At 59.6% G+C, this 18,006-nt stretch carries 19 protein-coding genes; 9 read left to right on the forward strand and 10 right to left on the reverse strand.

The annotated features are described in order from the left end of the window. Positions 1–113 precede the first annotated feature (113 nt). From B0G77_RS21045 to B0G77_RS21065, 5 genes are all read left to right on the forward strand, one after another. Positions 114–389 carry a hypothetical protein gene (locus B0G77_RS21045; protein ID WP_133660564.1) on the forward strand — a complete coding sequence of 92 codons (276 nt, stop codon included), beginning with the start codon at positions 114–116 and terminating at the stop codon, positions 387–389. Beyond that, on the forward strand, positions 296–1,339 hold the full coding sequence (locus B0G77_RS21050; protein ID WP_243751078.1) for an ISL3 family transposase: 1,044 nt from the start codon (positions 296–298) through the stop codon (positions 1,337–1,339). Before B0G77_RS21045 ends, B0G77_RS21050 begins: the two co-directional genes overlap by 94 nt. Positions 1,340–1,404: 65 nt before the next feature. Next, entirely contained in the window at positions 1,405–3,573 is a 2,169-nt protein-coding gene (locus tag B0G77_RS21055; protein WP_133663840.1) for a malate synthase G, read from the forward strand. A 236-nt stretch (positions 3,574–3,809) separates the two neighbouring features. Continuing rightward, complete coding sequence (locus B0G77_RS21060; RefSeq protein WP_133663841.1) at positions 3,810–5,111, forward strand: MFS transporter; 1,302 nt, start codon at positions 3,810–3,812, stop codon at positions 5,109–5,111. 56 nt (positions 5,112–5,167) lie between these two features. After that, positions 5,168–6,109: a glutamate cyclase domain-containing protein gene (locus B0G77_RS21065; protein WP_133663842.1), complete on the forward strand. Its 942-nt coding sequence runs from the start codon at positions 5,168–5,170 to the stop codon at positions 6,107–6,109. 23 nt (positions 6,110–6,132) lie between these two features. On the opposite strand, the gene B0G77_RS21070 is transcribed toward B0G77_RS21065, so the two are convergent. The 7 genes from B0G77_RS21070 to B0G77_RS21100 form a co-directional block, all read right to left on the reverse strand. Then, complete coding sequence (locus B0G77_RS21070) at positions 6,133–7,059, reverse strand: amidohydrolase family protein (RefSeq protein ID WP_166656209.1); 927 nt, start codon at positions 7,057–7,059, stop codon at positions 6,133–6,135. A gap of 67 nt (positions 7,060–7,126) precedes the next feature. Next, positions 7,127–7,513 carry a RidA family protein gene (locus B0G77_RS21075; protein WP_133663844.1) on the reverse strand — a complete coding sequence of 129 codons (387 nt, stop codon included), beginning with the start codon at positions 7,511–7,513 and terminating at the stop codon, positions 7,127–7,129. A gap of 66 nt (positions 7,514–7,579) precedes the next feature. Further along, positions 7,580–8,677 (reverse strand): alanine racemase, encoded by a 1,098-nt coding sequence (locus B0G77_RS21080; RefSeq protein WP_133663845.1) that lies wholly within the window; start codon positions 8,675–8,677, stop codon positions 7,580–7,582. A gap of 91 nt (positions 8,678–8,768) precedes the next feature. Next, positions 8,769–9,494 (reverse strand): amino acid ABC transporter ATP-binding protein, encoded by a 726-nt coding sequence (locus tag B0G77_RS21085; protein WP_133663846.1) that lies wholly within the window; start codon positions 9,492–9,494, stop codon positions 8,769–8,771. Further along, positions 9,472–10,209 carry an amino acid ABC transporter permease gene (locus B0G77_RS21090; RefSeq protein WP_133663847.1) on the reverse strand — a complete coding sequence of 246 codons (738 nt, stop codon included), beginning with the start codon at positions 10,207–10,209 and terminating at the stop codon, positions 9,472–9,474. Before B0G77_RS21090 ends, B0G77_RS21085 begins: the two co-directional genes overlap by 23 nt. Before the next feature lie 3 nt (positions 10,210–10,212). Continuing rightward, on the reverse strand, positions 10,213–10,911 hold the full coding sequence (locus B0G77_RS21095) for an amino acid ABC transporter permease (RefSeq protein WP_133663848.1): 699 nt from the start codon (positions 10,909–10,911) through the stop codon (positions 10,213–10,215). Between the two features lie 33 nt (positions 10,912–10,944). Next, positions 10,945–11,769, reverse strand: coding sequence for an ABC transporter substrate-binding protein (locus B0G77_RS21100; RefSeq protein WP_166656210.1), 825 nt, complete (start codon positions 11,767–11,769; stop codon positions 10,945–10,947). Positions 11,770–11,936: 167 nt separating this feature from the next. Here B0G77_RS21100 and B0G77_RS21105 point away from each other — a divergent pair, with 167 nt between their 5' ends. The 4 genes from B0G77_RS21105 (at position 11,937) to B0G77_RS43340 (ending at position 15,323) form a co-directional block, all read left to right on the forward strand. After that, positions 11,937–12,878, forward strand: a complete 942-nt coding sequence (locus tag B0G77_RS21105; protein ID WP_133663849.1) for a LysR family transcriptional regulator — start codon at positions 11,937–11,939, stop codon at positions 12,876–12,878. A gap of 2 nt (positions 12,879–12,880) precedes the next feature. Next, the gene (locus tag B0G77_RS21110; RefSeq protein WP_133663850.1) at positions 12,881–13,801 is read left to right on the forward strand and encodes a LysR family transcriptional regulator; all 921 of its coding nucleotides are present in this window, start codon (positions 12,881–12,883) and stop codon (positions 13,799–13,801) included. Between the two features lie 172 nt (positions 13,802–13,973). After that, positions 13,974–14,873: a LysR family transcriptional regulator gene (locus B0G77_RS21115; RefSeq protein ID WP_133663851.1), complete on the forward strand. Its 900-nt coding sequence runs from the start codon at positions 13,974–13,976 to the stop codon at positions 14,871–14,873. A gap of 303 nt (positions 14,874–15,176) precedes the next feature. Further along, on the forward strand, positions 15,177–15,323 hold the full coding sequence (locus B0G77_RS43340; protein WP_166656211.1) for a hypothetical protein: 147 nt from the start codon (positions 15,177–15,179) through the stop codon (positions 15,321–15,323). 233 nt (positions 15,324–15,556) lie between these two features. Here B0G77_RS43340 and B0G77_RS21125 read toward each other — a convergent pair whose 3' ends face one another. The 3 genes from B0G77_RS21125 to B0G77_RS21135 all read right to left on the reverse strand — a co-directional run bounded on the left by B0G77_RS21125 (position 15,557) and on the right by B0G77_RS21135 (position 17,791). After that, entirely contained in the window at positions 15,557–15,820 is a 264-nt protein-coding gene (locus tag B0G77_RS21125; protein ID WP_133663852.1) for a hypothetical protein, read from the reverse strand. Between the two features lie 518 nt (positions 15,821–16,338). After that, entirely contained in the window at positions 16,339–16,581 is a 243-nt protein-coding gene (locus B0G77_RS21130) for a hypothetical protein (RefSeq protein WP_133663853.1), read from the reverse strand. Positions 16,582–16,609: 28 nt separating this feature from the next. Further along, positions 16,610–17,791 (reverse strand): glycosyltransferase, encoded by a 1,182-nt coding sequence (locus tag B0G77_RS21135; protein WP_133663854.1) that lies wholly within the window; start codon positions 17,789–17,791, stop codon positions 16,610–16,612. Between the last annotated feature and the right edge of the window lie 215 nt (positions 17,792–18,006).

The following is an 18,006-nucleotide window of genomic DNA, read 5'->3' on the forward strand; positions in this document are numbered from 1 at the left end:
TGGGGTCTTCGCAGAAAAGTGTGATGGTTTTTCATGATGAAAATGTCGAAGAGCCAATCTGGGCAAGGGTTTGCGCGTCTTGATGGCCTCTCGAAATCGGGCATGATTTCGCGATGGCTACTTCACGCAAACTCAAGCGTCTTTCCGACGCATACCGGTTCGACGGGTTCCGTCCTTGCGAAGCGCTGCGCGGTGTCTTCGGTGATCGCATGGCACGCGTCGTCACGCTGTTTCGGCGCTCAAAAAAACGGCCTGCAAGGGATGTGGTCGGCGGTGCTCAATCCACGATCGCAGGGTGCGTCGCGTTCGAGATCTGCCGAACGGCGATGTACGGATTTACCTGGAACTCGAAGCTCGTCGGGTCCGCTGTCGATGCGATGGCAGCGTGAAAGGCGAACGACTGAGCTTTCTGGCGGACAACCCTCACTACGCGAAGCGCTTCGCGTGGTACGTCGGTCGCCGCTGTCGCGACAGCACGATCAAGGACGTGGCTGACGAACTGAAATTGCACTGGCATACGGTCAAGGACCTCGAGATGCAGTACATGCGGGCACAAGTGCAGCGGTTCGGCACGCCCGGGCCGAAGGTCATCGGCATCGACGAGATTTCGATTGGCAAGGGACAGACGTACCGCATTGTTGTGAGCGACCTGATACGGGGCCGTGCGATCTGGTTCGGTGGCGAAGATCGAAAGGAGGCCAGCATGCATCAGTTCTATGACTGGCTGGGCGAGAAAAAGGCCCGCGGAATCCGGCTTGTCGTGATGGACATGTGGCGGCCGTTTTACAACGTCGCACAGGAACGCGTGCCGCATGCGGCCATCCTGTACGACAAATTCCACGTCATAAAGCAGCTCAACGAAGCCCTGGATGAAGTACGCAAGAGCGAATACGCTCGCCTGCAAGGCGAGCAGCGGCGCTACATCAAAGGCCAGAAGTACGTTCTGCTCAGTCATCGCGAGAACCTGTCGATGGAAGGCAGGAACTCGTTGAAGACGCTTCTCGCAGCGAACCGACGTCTGAATACCGCGTACCTGCTCAAGGAGTCGTTCGGGCAGTTGTGGGACTACGAGCGCGAAGGCTGGGCACGTCGCTTCTTCGAGAACTGGAAATCCAGCCTGAAGTGGCAGCGTTTGAAGCCCTACGAGAAGTTTGCCGCGATGGTCGAGCGTCATTGGGACGGGATTGCTTCCTATTGCAAGCCAGAAAACAAGGTGTCGCTCGGATTCGTTGAGGGACTCAACAACAAGGTTCGGGTTATCCAGCGACGCGCGTACGGATTGCGAGATGAGGAATATCTGCGCCTGAAGATCCTCACTTGCATGCTGCCTCGAATCTGAAAAATGGCGATTTTTCATCACACTTTTCCGCGAAGATCCAATATTTGAAACTGTTGGAGCACATGATGGGTGAAATGATCGAGCGAAACGGGCTGCGCGTCGCGGCTGTACTCAGTAAATTTGTCGACGATGAGGCGTTGCGCGAGACCGGCATCGACAGCGAGTCCTTCTGGAGCGGTTTCGCCCAGTTGGTCCACGACCTTGCCCCGAAGAACCGCGCGCTGCTCGCCGAACGCGATCGTCTGCAGACGGAGCTGGACCAGTGGCACCGCGCAAACCCGGGGCCGGTGCGCGATCTGAAGGTATATCGTGCGTTTCTCGAAGGCATTGGTTATATCGTGCCGGCGAGCGCAGCCGTCAAGGCGACGACCCAGAATGTCGATACTGAAATCGCCGTGCAAGCCGGCCCGCAACTCGTCGTGCCGCTTTCGAACCAGCGCTACGCGCTCAACGCCGCGAATGCACGCTGGGGCAGTTTGTACGACGCACTCTACGGCACCGATGCAATCCCCGGCACCGATGGCGCCGAGCACACCGCGCACTTCAACCCGATCCGTGGAGCGCGCGTGGTCGCCCGTGCCCGCGCATTCCTCGATCAGGCCGCGCCGCTCGCCAACGGCTCGCACTTCGACGCCATCGCGTATCGCGTGGAATGCGGCAAACTCGCCGTTACGCTCGAGAACGGCTCATCTGCGTTGGAGGTCCCCGCGCAGTTCATCGGCTATCAGGGCGATGCGGGCTCCCCTTCCGCAGTCCTCCTGAAGCATCACGGCCTGCACTTTGAGATCCAGATCGACGCGACGGACTCCATCGGCAAAACCGACCCCGCGCGCGTGAAGGACGTACTGATGGAAGCGGCTGTCTCCACGATCATCGATTGCGAAGATTCGGTTGCCGCCGTCGATGCCGCCGACAAAGTCCAGCTCTACCGCAACTGGACCGGCCTCATGAAAGGCGATCTGGCCGAGCAGGTCACGAAGAACGGCAAGACTTTCACGCGCCGCCTGAATGCCGACCGCGAATACACCACGCCCGATGGCTCGACCTGCAAGCTGCATGGCCGTTCGTTGCTGTTCATCCGCAATGTCGGGCATCTGATGACGAATCCGGCGATCGTCGATGGCGACGGTCACGAGATTCCCGAAGGCATTCTGGATGCCGTGATGACCTCGCTGGGCGCGCTGCACGACCTGGAGAACAAGCTCAATTCGCGCACCGGTTCGATCTACATCGTCAAGCCGAAGATGCACCGCCCGGCGGAAGTCGCGTTCTCCGATGAACTGTTCGGCCGTGTCGAAGATCTGCTTGGGCTGCCCCGCCACACTATCAAGATGGGCATCATGGATGAGGAGCGCCGCACGAGCGTCAATCTGCAGGCGTGCATTGCGGCGGCATCGGCGCGGGTGGCGTTTATCAATACGGGCTTCCTGGATCGCACCGGCGACGAGATGCACAGCACGATGGAAGCGGGTCCGATGATGCGCAAGGGCGACATGAAATCGTCGGCATGGATCGCGGCTTACGAACGCAATAACGTGCTGGCGGGCTTAAGCTCGGGATTGCGAGGGCGCGCGCAGATCGGCAAGGGCATGTGGGCGATGCCCGACCTGATGTACGCGATGCTCGAACAGAAAATCGCGCATCCGAAAGCGGGCGCGAACACGGCTTGGGTTCCCTCGCCCACGGCCGCGACGCTGCACGCGCTGCACTACCATCAAGTCGACGTTCAGGCCGTGCAGCAGGAGCTCGAGAAAGCCAGCTACGACAGCGCACGCGACGAACTGCTCGACGACTTGCTGACGATACCTGTCGTCGAAAAGGCGCAATGGTCCGAGGAGGAAATCCGTCAGGAGATCGAGAACAACGCGCAGGGGATCTTGGGTTACGTGGTGCGCTGGATCGATCAGGGCGTCGGATGTTCGAAGGTGCCGGATATTCACGATATCGGCCTGATGGAAGACCGCGCGACGCTGCGCATTTCGAGTCAGCACATTGCGAACTGGCTGCATCACGGAGTGGTATCGGAAGCGCAGGTGAACGAGACGTTCTCGCGCATGGCGAAGGTGGTGGATGCACAGAACGCCAACGATCCGCATTACCAGCCGATGTCCGGTCACCTTGACTCGTCGCTGGCATTCAAGGCGGCGAAGGCATTGGTATTGAGAGGGCGGGCGCAGCCTGGCGGATATGCCGAGCCGTTGTTGCACAAATTCCGGCTCGGTGCGAAATCGTAGGGCGCACATCGCAGTCGAATCGGGGAGACGGATTGCTGATCGTGAGTATCTATCGGTAATTCCGGACGTTTTCGATTGGCGCCATTCATTTTTGCGTCGCTATACTCAGTTCCAACCGGCGCCGGTGCACGCATCCGCGGCACGTGGGCGCCGAGCTCAGGGCATGGGGATGGTACGTCTGGCGCGAAACGCGTCGGGGCTGAACACGGCATTCAACAACAGATAGGGTGAACGGTATGAGCAAGGTATACGCATCCGTCGCGGCGAACGTAGAGGTCAAGACTTCGGTTCGCTGGCGGATTTTCCTGATGCTGTTGCTGCTCGTGACGGTCAACTATATCGATCGTGCGTCGCTGTCGGTCGCCATGCCTATGATCTCGGCCGAGTTCACGCTTACGCCGGTCATGCAGGGCCTCATCATGAGTTCGTTCTTCTGGTCGTACACGCTGATGCAGATTCCTGGCGGCATGGCCGTCGACCGCTTCAAGCCGCGGCTGGTGCTTGCACTGTGCACGTTGCTGTGGGGCGCGTTCCAAGGCTTGGGCGCGGTGACGACCAACGCAGTGTCCCTGCTCGTGACGCGGCTCGGACTCGGCGTTGCGGAAGCGCCTGTCGCATCGGCCGGCGGTGCCCTCAATGCGATGTGGCTCACCCAGCATGAGCGGGTGCGCGGCGCTTCGCTAATGGATGGCGGTTCGCCTCTCGGCGCGGCACTCGGATCGCTGTTGATCGCGTGGTTGATCGTGGTTGCGCATTCGTGGCGGGCAGCTTTCGCGATTGCGGGCATAGGAACCATCGTCTGTGGCATCGCCACCTGGTTCTACGTCAAGAATCACCCGCGGGACCACGCAGGCGTCAATGAGGCTGAAGCCGAGCACATCGAAAAAGCGCAGCAGCAGGAATACGAGAGAGAGGCGAAAGAGCTTTCAGGCAGAACGGTCGATTTCTTCAAGCATCGTTCGGTGCTTCTGATGTTCGTAGGTTTCATGTGTTGCACGACACTCTACTACGGTCTGCTGACATGGATGCCCACCTATCTGCACAAGGTGCACGGTCTTGACATACAGCAAATGGGAAACGCCAGCTTCGTGATTTTTTTCTGCGGCTTCATTGGTGAGCTCGTCGGCGGTTATGCCGCCGACAAGTGGCTAGCAAGTGGAGCGTCGCCGAATCGTGTCATGCGCACGATCTTTGGCGTGGCCGGCGCGGTTGCCACGGTCGCCGTGTTTTCAGTCGCGCACGCGAAAAGCCCGACAACCGTCGTCATCCTGCTGTCCATCACGCTTTTCTTTCTGCGCTGGGGCGGCCTCTACTGGTCGATTCCCGCGATGCTCGCTACGCGCCACAAGGTGGGCGCACTCGGCGGTCTGTTGAACTTCGGCGGGAATATCGGCGGCATGGTCATTCCGATCGTGATCGGTGCGATCGTTCAGTACACGGGCTCGTATTTTCTCGCGTTGATGTGCTTTGCTGCGATGGGCGTCGGGCTTTTGCTCTGCTCAGTCTGGATCGACTACGAAACAAAGATTCCGGTCTGAGCGGTCCTCGCGGCTTGCATGACCATGCGTGTCACTCAGATGGGAAATTTGGAAAAATGGGAATCGCAGTAGTCGAAAACATCATTGGCCAGACTGTACGGCGTGATATTGGCCGCATGAAGCGGTTTGTCGAGGGGCAGCTCGAAGCGGCCGCGCGGTCGATCCTCAGCACGCCCAACGCCCACGTCGGTATCGTGACGGGCTTTTTCATACGTAACGCCGTTCCACCGTCGCCGGAGACAGACGGCCTCGGCGGCATGGCGCATATGGCCGCCGCGCTCGTGAACCTGGGCATTCCGGTGACCGTAATTTCCGACGCGCCATGCAGCAAGGCGGTCTGGGCGGTCACCACGGAACTGCCCCAGGAGGTGTCGCTTGAGATCACCTCGCTGAGCGAGGCGTCGGTCAGGTTGTTGCGGGACCGTCTGAGCGCGGGCGAGCGGCCGCTCACGCACCTGATCGCAATCGAGCGGGTATCACCGGCGAACGACGGCAAGCCGCATCGCGAATATGGCGCGGACATGTCGAATGATACTGCGCCGTTGCACCTGCTATTCGAAGACGCGGGGTGGCAACGCCCGTGGGTCACGATCGGCATTGGCGACGGCGGTAATGAGATCGGCATGGGCATATTGCCCGAGGAGATCGTCCGCGATGATATTCCCAACGGGCGCCTCATCAGCGCGGCTACACCGGCGGATTTCCTGATCGTGTCCAGCGTCTCGAACTGGGGTGGCTGGGGACTTGTCTCTGCGATGGCGATCCTCGCGTCGAAGGAAGAGGCCGCACGGCTTCTTGCCGACTTCAACCCGGAGCGCGACCGGGCCTACCTCACTGCCGCGGTAGTCGTCGGACAGGCCGTCGACGACAGCCGCATCGACCTCGCCGCGACACCCAAGATGAGCGTCGACCGGCTTCCGTGGGAACAGCACGCACAAGTGCTGAAGCAGCTTCGAGCGCACGTGGACGGCTATCTCGCGGATCTGCCGCGTACGTGAAAAACGGCGCCTGGAAACGGCGCCTAGAAACCGTACAGGTCTGCCGGGTTATCGACCAGGATCCGATAGGTTGTGGTGTCGTCAGATATCCATGACGCCAGGTCTTCAAGCAGTCTTGCGGCGTCTGGCTTTTTGTCGGCGGACTGGGTGGGATGGGGCCAGTCCGTTCCCCATAGCATCCTGTCCGGGGCATGCAGTGCGAAGCTGCGCGCAACCTTGCCGGCGTCTGCGTAGTCGGGCCCACCGGTTTGCGACACCAGATAGGGACCGCTCAGCTTGACCCAGGTTCGGCCACGCGCTGTCAGCTCCTTGACTACCCGGAACGCGGGATCCAGCAGCCCGGCTGGTTGCGGGATTTGTCCCATATGGTCGATGACAAGACGCGACGACACGCTCGCAAGCAATGCGTGATGCTCCAGAATCTGCGCAGCCGTGGCATTGAGCTGGATATGCCAGCCCAGCGGTTCGATTCGCTCCGACAGCGGCGCGATCATCGCCACGGTCAAACCGACGAGGTACTCCAGGTTGAAGCGCAGCCCTCGCACGCCGGCGTCGTGAAGAATGTACAGTTCACGATCAGTCACTGTGTCAGAAACCGAGGCAATGCCGCGCGCATTCGTTCCGAACTGGCGCAACGCATCGAGCAGGCAGCGGTTGTCGGTGCCATACGTAGACGGTTGAACCACGACATGCCGTCCGATACCGAGCCGCTGCTGTAACGCGCGATAGTCGGCGACTGTTGCATCGGCGGGCCGCAATTGCGCGGCCGGATCGAGCGGATACCGCGAGTCATAGATGTGGTGATGAGCGTCCGTCAGTTTCCCGCGGGTGTTGGCTACAAGCGTTTCCAGCGATGATGCAGGTTCGCCCCGACGGGTAGTGAGGGTCTCATCATGACGATCGCAGTTATCGCGGGAAACATCGGAGCAGTCCTGTTTGTCCTGCTTCAAGGTGCTCTCCTCTTCTCGGCTCTCCATGCGCAGGACGACGAGTCAACCGTGAAAAGACGGCGGCTCGCTACTGCTGCGCGCTGACCGAACCTTCTGCGGGTTCCGCTACCGCGTCGATCTCGATCCGCACGCCGTTGAGCGCGCATCCGATGGTAGTTCGTACCGGCGCGATATCGCCCATCACCTGCGCGTACACGGCGTTGAAGCGCTGAAATTCGCTGATGTCGGACAAATAGACCTGGACGCGAACGAGCCGGCTGAAATCAGTGCCAGCGTCTTCCAGAACAAGACGCAAATTGTTGAGAACTGCGACCGTTTGCTCTTCGATCGTGTTTCCTAGCAAATTTCGCTCGGGATCTCGGGGAACCTGACCCGCCACAAATATCAGACCGCCTGCGCGGCGCCAAAGGCTGTAGTGGCCGCCCAAAGACGGTTTCCTGATCGATTCAGTCATTTAGTGAAATCTCCACTGGAACAAAATGTCGACACGGGCCCGCAGGCGCTGAGCTGTCGACGGCCATCATGTGCGTGCAACGACAGAACGTTCGTTGCCGAGCTGATCGCGGTATTCCCATCGCCCGTCGACGGAGCGGACGAGAGCATGGCTGTAAAGGTACGCGGTGGTGCACGTGTGCTCCGGCACCAGCAGCAGCCGGTCGCCCGTGTCGAGCGTTTCGTTGCGAATCACGGTGTGCTCTTCATTCATCATCACGATTTCACCGGCTCCCTGAAAACGCTGTTGCGCTGGCTTGTCCGGCGAGATCGCCTTGCTACCGGCATCCAGCGTCGACGTGCCATTGCGGGTGGAAATAACCGTCGTCAATACAAACGCGGCCGCAAGCCAGTCGTGATGCGCAAGCTCCCTCAGATGCTGCGCGTTCGAATACACCCAGGTGCCCGGCGACACATGCCGCATTAGGGAGCGTGGCCACAGGTCGAACGTATAACTGCATGCGCCGACCGCATCGACGTCGATGCCCTCCTCGCGCAGGCTCGACTGCAGGGCCTCAAGGGTATCGGCAAGCTTTTGCACCGCGACTTTGCGCTCGTCGTAAGTACCGCGGATGTTGCCGTCGTAGAGATGCCAGCCCGAAAGCCGGCCGATCCGGACAACCGCGCGAGCAAGTTCAAGAGCGGTCTCATCCATTGGGACTCCCGTGCGCCCCATCGCCGGGTCGAGATCGACGCGCAGGTTAATCGAAGGCGGCGCGCCCTCGAGCAGCCGGGTCCACACATCCAGTCCGTGGCGGGAATCGATCAGGCCCGTCAGTTCGGCCTTCGGAAACTTCGCGGCCAACTCGATAGACCGGCCAATGTTCTGCGGGTTGACAGTCGGGAACGCCCAAGTGACGCGCGTGGCGCCCGCGGCCAGCACCATTTCGACCTCGGTAACCGTACTGGCCTTGAACGCGCTGACGCCATTGGCCAGCAACAGGGTAACGAGCCACGCGGCACGGTGAGTCTTCACGTGCGGCATCAGGCGCTCGACGCCGCCGCACGCCTGGGCGGTGACCTTCAGATTGTGCAGGATGCGGTCCTCCACCACCACGAAACAAGGTGTCGCGACCGCCGGCACCAGGTCCGCGGCAAGTGGGGGGAACGTGTTGTGTGTAGTCATGGCGTCATTGAGTCATGGTTATGGGCAGCGGGGTCGGCTCGCTCGCCGGCCTGTACCTCATTGGAGAGCGACCTCGCATCGATGACAGTGGCTAGTGGCGCAAGTCAGAAAGGAATGCCTGCGCGCGCGGGTGTTGTGGCGACCGAAAGAACGTTTGCGGATCGGCTACTTCAAGAATCGCGCCGCGATCCATGAACCAGACGCTGTCGCTCACCTCGCGCGCGAATCCCATCTCGTGGGTCACGCACATCATCGTCATGCCGTCTTTGGCAAGCGACTTCATGACGTTGAGCACTTCGCCAACCATCTCCGGATCGAGCGCGCTCGTCGGCTCGTCGAACAGCATCACTGGCGGCTCCATAGCCAACGCACGTGCGATTGAGACACGTTGCTGCTGCCCTCCCGACAACTGCTGCGGATATGAGGTCGCCTTGCTGGCCAGTCCCACGCGATCGAGCAACGCCAATGCCTGCCGTTTTGCCTCCGTGCGGCTCTTTCCCGCCGTCTTCATCGGCGCGAGGCACACGTTGTCGAGTGCTGACAGATGAGGAAACAGGTTGAACTGCTGAAACACGAAGCCGACACGACTGCGAAACTGGTTCAGATTCATCCCGGCCTGATGGACGCTCGTTCCGTCGACCGTGATCTCGCCTCCCTGAATCGCCTCGAGGCGGTTGATGGTACGGATCAGCGTCGACTTACCCGACCCCGAAGGGCCGCACACGACCACCACCTCGCCTCGCTTCACCTCGGCGGTTACGTCGACCAGCGCCTGATACTCGCCATACCACTTGTTAACTCTGGACAACTGAATCATTGATGAAGCTCCTGACATTTGGCATCTTGCCCGAAGCGCGCCGGTGCGAAATACGCCGTTCGACGACCTGCACCCATCGGGTGAACGTGTAACACACCGCGAAATAAATCAGCGCGAGTATCAGAAAGACCTGAAACGGCCGCGTGAGAAGGCTGGCGTTAATCTGTTGGGCCGAAAACGTCAGTTCCTGAACACTGATTACATAACCGATCGACGTGTCCTTCACCGTCGAAACGCATTGGCTGAGAATGCTCGGCAGCATGTTGTACAGCGCCTGCGGCAAAATCACGTGGCGCATCGTCGATGCGTAGCTCAGCCCGAGCGAGCGCGCGGATTCGGCCTGCCCTTTGGGCAACGACTCGATACCCGCACGGACAATCTCGCTCAGGTAAGTCGCCTGATAGATCACCAGTGTGACAACCAGGGTCGTGAACGCGCTGACGATATGGCCGATCAGCTCCGGCACGAGGAAATAACTCCAGAACACCAGCATCACGAGCGGCACACCGCGCACGATACAGACGATCACCACGGCAGGAGCACTCAGCAACCTGTAGGGCGAAACCCGGCACAACGCCAGCAGCAAGCCGAGCGGAAAGGCAAAAGCGAGACCGAGCAGCGCGAGAATCAGCGTGAGCGCGAGACCGCCAATCGGCCCATTCGGATATGGCCCGAGCAGCAGGAAATGCGCATTGTTGGTGAGTATGTCGAGCATCGCTTATTTCGCCAGGATACGTGTGTGGCGCGTAATCACTGCTCCGACACCCATCACGCCCAATGAAATGGCCAGGTAGATGACCGTTCCAACGAGATAGATTTCGAAGGTTTGAAAAGTACGGTTCTCGATGTCGCGCACCGTATATGTCAGCTCCGCAACGCCGATCGCCATCGCAAGGCTGGTGTTCTTGAAGAGCACCACTGTATGGTTAATGAACGGCTGCATTGCGATGCGGAAGCTTTGCGGCAGGATTACGTATCGCATCGACTTTGCAAAGCTCAAACCCAGCGAGCGGGCTGCCTCGTGTTGACCTGTCGATACCGCCCGCAGGCCGCTTCTAATGTCCTCCGAGTAGTACGCCGCCATGCACAGACCAATGGCAATCGACGCGAAGATGAATTCGCCTCCATGCGCATTGATCCATTGTTGCGTGCTGTCCGGCAGTAGCGTCGGAAATCCGAAGTACCAGAGGAACAGTTGTGCGAGCATTGGCACGTTCTGGTGGTAGGCAACGTAGCCAGCGACCAGCCTCTCGATGATCGGGTTACCCATCGTGCGCAGCGTCGCCATCACCGTTCCGAGCGCAACCGCAAGTACCCAGCTGGTCAGCGTGAGCAGCACGGTTAACTGCACGCCCAACATGAGGTTTTTCAGATTCGGAGCCTGAAATAGGCTCGAAAAGTCGAGATGTAACAGCATGAGCAATCCCCATCACACAGAACGGCCCGAAGGTCAGCCTTTGATCGCCCCGATCCTGAATTCGCGATGCATCTGATAAATGGTGTTGGGCCCAAGCCACTTGTCGAATATCTGCTGGGCTTCGCCGGATTTCTCCATACCGTCCAGCGCGTTGTTCACCGCGTCGAGCAATGCCGGCTCGCCCTTCTTGACGCCGAGACCCCAGTACTCCAGGCCCACCGGCGGCGACAGCGCTGCAACGTTGGTGTCATGACCGAGTTTGGCTGCAAAGCGGTGCATGATGGGTTCCGAGACGACAAAACCGTTGACCTTACCTTGCACCATGGCCAGAAAAGCGGACGGCGAGTCGTCATAGCTGACGAGCTGCACGCTCGGCATGACCTGCCCCATGATGGCAATATTGCTGGAGCCTTTGATCGTACTCACGCGCTTGCCGTCGAGGTCGTCCCGGACCTTGAACGGGCCGCCGGTCTTCACGGCGATGATCTGTCTGGCCACATAGTACTGATGGGTGAATGCGAGTTGCCCCGCGCGCGCCGGCGAGTAGCCGAGCACCGCGGCGAGCACATCGACACGGCCTTGGAGCAGTTCGGGGATGCGTGCTTCCATAGACACCACCTGCAACACGGGTTTGACGCCCAGTATCTTAGCAACGCCCTTGCAGTAGTCGACGTCGTAACCGACGATTTCTCGTGACGCCGGATCTTGGAAGCCGAATGGCTCGAAATTGGCCAATACGCCGCACACCAGCGTTCCGCGCGTCTTGATGTCCGCGAGCTGATCCGCCCGGGCGGAGCCCGCCAGCAGAGCGAGGGTGAGTACAAGCAATGTGGCGGCGAGTTTGTTAGACGATTTCATGCGATCTCCGTAGACAGCGTGCTTCATCACAGCGTGCTTCATCACACAACGTCGACCTGCATTGCGGATGACATGGAGGTCGTATTCTTGGCGGAAAATAAACTCAAACAAAGAGATATTTATGCATAATTGTTCATTCCGAAATCAGATGGATTCGAGAGGGCTGTGTGGCACACCAGATTACTTTTCTGCAACTCGAGGCACTGGTTGCAATCGCGGACATGGGTTCGTTCGAGGCGGCCGGGCGCAAACTCGGCAGCGTTCAGTCCGGCGTGTCGCGCCATGTTCGCGAACTGCAGGGGCAATTCCCGAAGCCGCTATTCGACCGCGTATCGCGATCGGCGCGGCTGACCGTCGACGGCCTCGAGGTACTCTCACAAGCGCGCGCGATTCTTCAGCAACGCGACTATCTGTTGAGCCAGTATGCGAGCGAAAAGGTACTCCGGCGTTCCTTGAGGCTGGGCGTGACTGAACTCGCGGCACTCACCTGGTTGCCGCGCTTCATCGATGCACTGCGTTCTACTTTCCCGCTGGTGGACGTCGAGTTGGAGGTGGGCGGCGTCGCTGCGGAACTCTACGAAAAGCTCAGATTGGCGCAGTTGGATCTGGCCATCGTGCCCGATACGCCTCGCTGGACGGACATGCTGAGATTCCCGCTCGCCAGCGTGCGTAACGGCTGGTTCTGCAGTCCCACGTTCAGCATGAAGCGGCGCAGGCTCGCCGTGTCCGAGCTCGGTCAGTTGACGTTGCTTTCCCAGTCTACCGATTCGGCGGTCGGACATGTGATGAGCAAATGGCTCGAGCGTAATGGCGTGCGACCGCGCAGCATCCTGACCTGCAACAGCTTTGCGGCGCTGGGTGGCATGGCGAGCGCCGGGCTGGGTATCGCCTGTCTGCCGAAAGCCATTTCGCGCGAGCTCGTTACGCTGGGCATGTTGTTCGAAGTCCATGTGGCGCCCGCGATCCCACCCGTGCGTTACGTCGCCGTCGCGCGGCACGACGCGCTGACGCCGTTTCACCGCAAGGTCATTGCGCTCGCGCGCGCAACGTGCAACTACGCGTCGCGCTATCAGGACGCCGGCGCAACGTTGGCAAGAGAAGCTGAATAGCGATGCTGACTGTCAAACAGATTGAGACGTTCTACTGGATAGCGAAGCTCGGTACTGTCCAGCGCGCAGCCGATAAGCTCCATATCACGCAGTCCGCGGCGACCAAGCGCCTGCAGGATGTCGAAGCCAGGTCCGCGGCACCCTTGTTCGAACGCGGCGGCAAGAAAGCGAGACTGTCCGCGAAAGGGCACGAGATATTCGCGCTGTGCGAGGGCTTGCTGGATAGCATTGGGCGGCTGCAGGCCTCGCAGGACGCCGACCGGCATAGGGCCCGTGTGCTGCACATCGGTCTGACTGAACTGGTTGCGTTGACCTGGTTCCCGGCGTTTCTGCAGGAGATGCGCGAGTTTTTTCCAAATGTCATCCTGCAACCCCATGTCGACATGTCCGGGCCGCTGCAGGAGCAGGTGATCGATGGACGCCTTGACCTCGCGATCCTGCCCGAACCGGAGTTACCTGCACCGGTCACGCGAGTACCGCTCGGGAGCGCCCGCTTCGCCTGGTTCTGCCGTCCCGGCGAGTTCGGCAGCAAGCGCAGGGTGCCGCTGCGCGAACTGGCCACCCGTCCAGTCATTGAGCAGATTCCCGTATCCGTCATTACGATCATGAGTTCAAGGGCCTTCGAGAGGGCGGGCGTCGATCCCCAGCGTATTTGCGGCGGCAATAGCGCGGTCGCGGTGGGAGGCCTCGTGGCGGCTGGAGTTGGCGTGAGCTTACTGCCGGTCGATCTTTTCAGGCAGCAAATCCAGGACCGCCTGATGCAAATCGTGACTACCGCCCCGCCCGCGCCGCTGGTTCGCTATGACGCAATTTTCCTTAAGCAGTCACATTCCGCGCTAGGGCATACGGTCGCGGACGTTGCACGGCGTTGCTGCGACTTCAGTTCAGACGAACAAGCGCCGGCGCTGTCGCGCGAAAGATGACAGGACGCGCAAGTTCCGACACGATCAGGATCGCTTATATGACCCGGACCTGTGCCCCGCACCACGCCGGCACCGGAAAACCATGACCGGTTCCGCGATTTCACTATATAGAAGCAAAATTGACGAAGATAATAATACGATTTAGTGAAGCTAGCGGACAGCAAATCCAGTCATGCGCATTTCCTTGCAGCAAATCGAAACCTTTTACTGGGTTGCGCGACTCGGCGGCTTTCACGCGGCCGCACGTCACCAGCATCTCACCCAGCCCACCATCTCCGCGCGCATCCAGGAGTTCGAAGAGCACCTCGGCGTGCGGCTATTCGAGCGCAGCCGGAGCCGCTCCGAACTGACGCTGGCGGGCCGCGACGCACTCGCCAACGCGGAGCAATTGCTCAAGCTCGCGGACAAACTCGAACGTATCGGCAAGCGCCGCGACCCCATGCAAGGGCTGCTACGTCTTGGCGCGAACGAGTCCATTGCTCAGGCGGGACTTGCGGAGTTGCTCACGCATATGAAGACGCGCTATCCGCAGATGAAAATCGAGCTCACCATCGACGTTGGCGTAACGCTTGGTCGCAAGCTCGGCGCTCGCGAACTCGACGTCGCAATACTGAACGATTCCACCGATGCTCCGCACGTCGTGGAGACGGCGATCGGTCATACCGATCTCCACTGGGTTGCGTCGCCGCTACTCGTGCCAGATCGCGTTGTCACGCCTCTCACGCTTGCGCCTGTTCCGATCATTACCGTCTCGCAGCCGTCGTCGAACCATTCGCTCGTCATGAACTGGTTTCGCAACGCCGGCTGTACGCCGGAAAACATCAGCTCGTGCAACTCCCTGTCTACCATGTTGCGGCTCGTCGCGGCGGGGCATGCTGCGGCGGTGCTGTCTCCGGCGATCATGCGCGTGGAACTCGAGGGCGGACTGATTCACGTGCTCAACACCGAACGGCCCGTTATACAGCAGGCCTTTTACGTGGCCTATCAGGAAGAGCGCCATGGCGGGATGGACACCATCGTGAAACTCGCGAAAGATGTGCTCACGCGCAGCCGCTTGCTCATTCCCGACTAACCGCCGCGGCGCGCCATTTCCGCGCGTCTCTCACCCCTACCGGCAGGCGCTGGTTAAGCTCGCCTTGAGCGATTCGCAGCGTAACGCGGTCGTCACGCACGGCGCAGGTCGGTCCAATTCGGCGGGACGGAATGGTGACAAGCTGGCGCCGCTCCCGCCGAGTCGGGCAGAGGCCGATGCGGCGAAAGTGTCGATTCACTCGTACTGCGCCCACTTCGTCGAGCTCGCCTGGCAGCCTGAAATAGCGCGGCTGCGAGTCAGCAAAGTGGTGAGCCGGATCTTATCCTGCAACCCCATGTCGACATGTCCGCGCCGCTGCAAGAGCAGGTGCTCGATGGACGCCTCAACCTCGCGATCCTGCCAGAGCCGGAGTTACCAGCATCGGTCGCGCGAGTGCCGCTCGGGCGTGCAAGCTTCGATGTTCGTGAGGCGCGGCAGCGCTTCTCGTAACAACAGCGATTGATTGCGATTGCCCGGCGCTCTGGTCGCACAGGGCAACCACCTTGCAGCCCTCGAGCTTCTTGTGCCCGCTGAAGCCGAGATTGTCGCCGCCTTTCTTCGCGGCGGTTGTGGCGCCATGGCCATGGATGATGCGCGTGTCCAGGCCCAGACTCTGCGGGGTTTGCCGCCGTTTCTGGCGGAGAGGGAGTGACTCGAACAACGCAGTGCTCTGCGGAGTACCGTCATGCGACAGCCTGAACCGGCGCTATCGGCACAACGGTCGCGGACATCCCCGCGCAATACAGCGACCAGTGGTCCATCATCTTTCGGCGCCTCTCGAGCATGTCACCTCGCTGATATGCGCGCCGCGCCTTGTTGGTGGTCTTGTGTGCGATCGCCTTGTCGGCAAACACTTCGGGGTACTCGCCATATTCCTCGGCCCAGTCCTGAAAGGTCGAGCGAAAGCCATGCACCGTGATCTCCGAGTACCCCATGCTGAACGACATCGACCGTCGCGCGCACAAGGATGATGACGAGGTATGGGCCACGTTCAACCAGCCGCGTAGAGAAAAGACGAAGAGCCGGCCCCCTCGGACCGAGTAAAAGAGATTACCAATGCCGACCGGTTTTCAGAGCCCTGAACGGCTTGCCGAGGTGATGGCAATCGTCACATGCTGGCAAGCCCGCGAGAGGCCCGTCAAGGCAAGGGGCTTCTACACGCCTGCGGAGCTGCACGCGGCGATGGGCCTCACGACCCGCACCCTTTCGGCGGCCCTTACCCTGCTTGGTTGGCATCGCGTGACTGTGTGGTCACGGGAGGGGGACACGCGGATCTGGCGGGGGGAGATATGTCCCGATGGCCGTCGCCGGGGCACGCGGAAGGTGCTCCAGACGTACTGGGTCGCGCCGGGGTGCACGATGGAGCGGCCCGCACGTGGCCGGCCGAGGTGGGACCTCTCGTGGCTGTTCAGCACCAGGTGAAGGTAGATGCCGATCGGCGGGCCGACCTCACGCGTGGCTTAGCTTAGATGCTGGCCCGGGCTTCGCCAATCTCTTCATCATCTAACGTCATCTCGGTCGCCCACAACGGAACCTGAAGAAGCACTAGGTCGTCTAGGCGCAGAAAAACCAGATCGTCATCCCGATCGACGAAATTAATACGAAATCCATCTTCTACGCAATCCTCAAGAACGGCAAGCAACCCACGGAATTGTCCTTCATCAACTGCGGCATTCGAAGGCATTGGCCCATTAGGATCCCACCCCATGCTCTAGGCTCATCCGCACGCGCAGCTATCAGACAAAATCTCGCTCCACTACTGGCGCCCCCACACCGCTCTCCAACACCTCCAGCAACCGGTCAACCACAATTGGCATGCGATAGCGGGCGGCGAAACTATTCTTCGCGCGAACGCTCATCGACCGTAAAGCGTCGTCAGATGCAGCAAGCCAGTTTCTCACACTTCGCAGCGTCCCTTCAAAATCGTCATTTCCGACCCATCCTACATTGTCCTCAACGATCTCCCGCCATATATTGACTTTATTCGAAATCAAAACCGGCTTACCGCACGCAAGAGCCTCCGTGACCGCTATGCCAAAATTCTCCTGATGAGAGGGAAGGGTAAACGCCTCCGCAACCGCAAAGGCGGCCCATTTCATATTCCCGCTAAGCATGCCAGGCCATATCACTTTTTCCCCAATCCCTAACGATTCCGCGAGTGACCTGAGTCGGTCCACCTTCTCAGGGGTTCCGGGCCCGGCCATAATTAACCGCAGCGAGCTATTACCTTTAGCGATTTCTGCCATCGCTCTTAGAGCGAGATCGCAACCTTTCTTCTCGTGCAACCGTCCCATAAAGAGCAGCACTCTGGTACCCTTAAGTTCAGGATATTTTTCTATAAATGCATCTACTGCTGCTTGGCTAACCTCCGGAGGTGCCGCAGTACCATAAGCAGTAACAATCTCCTCACATTTGTATGGGAAAAATGAGTTCCGAGCTAAAAGCTTCTCCTCCTCGCACGTAAAGATTACACCCCTAGCATCCCTCAATACCCTATGCTCCGCAAGAAGCCAATAAAGCGCTTTCTTTACATGCTTAATAGGATAGGTTCGTTTAAACCACGGATCCAACATACCGTGCGTAAAAACAAAATATGGAGTGTCGCTTGCCTTCAACGCCCTCCAAGCAGCCAAACTATGGTATTGCCATACCCCATTAACAATCGCCACATCAAACGATTTGGCATGCGCCTTCAGCCATGAAAAAAGATCACGACTATACGCATAAGTCCCTCCTGACGAGCCAAACGCATGCACGACACCCGGATAATCAAGTGTCGAAACGTCCGAAGGATTATCGAGACAAACCACCTCTACCGAATGACCACGCATCGTCAACTCGGCGTCGATACGACGTGCGCCTTCCATCGGACCGCCGCCTCGAGGGTTTAATGAAGGAATAATTCGCAAGATATTCATTGAGTCAGCCTATGATCACCCAAGCGAGAAATAGTGGAATCTCACCACCGTTCCTACGTAGAAAAAAAGGCGGATGACATCCGCCGGCAAAGGAACAAAAATCTATTTAATAGTTTTTTCCGCCACTGCGACCACGGTAGCTTCTTCGCCTTTAAACTCGATGCATGCGGCACCACCTGCGCGTGGCGCTGACGGCGCGGTCCATCGCTAGATTC

Origin of the sequence: Paraburkholderia sp. BL10I2N1 (genome assembly GCF_004361815.1) — a bacterium.
Taxonomy (GTDB): domain Bacteria; phylum Pseudomonadota; class Gammaproteobacteria; order Burkholderiales; family Burkholderiaceae; genus Paraburkholderia.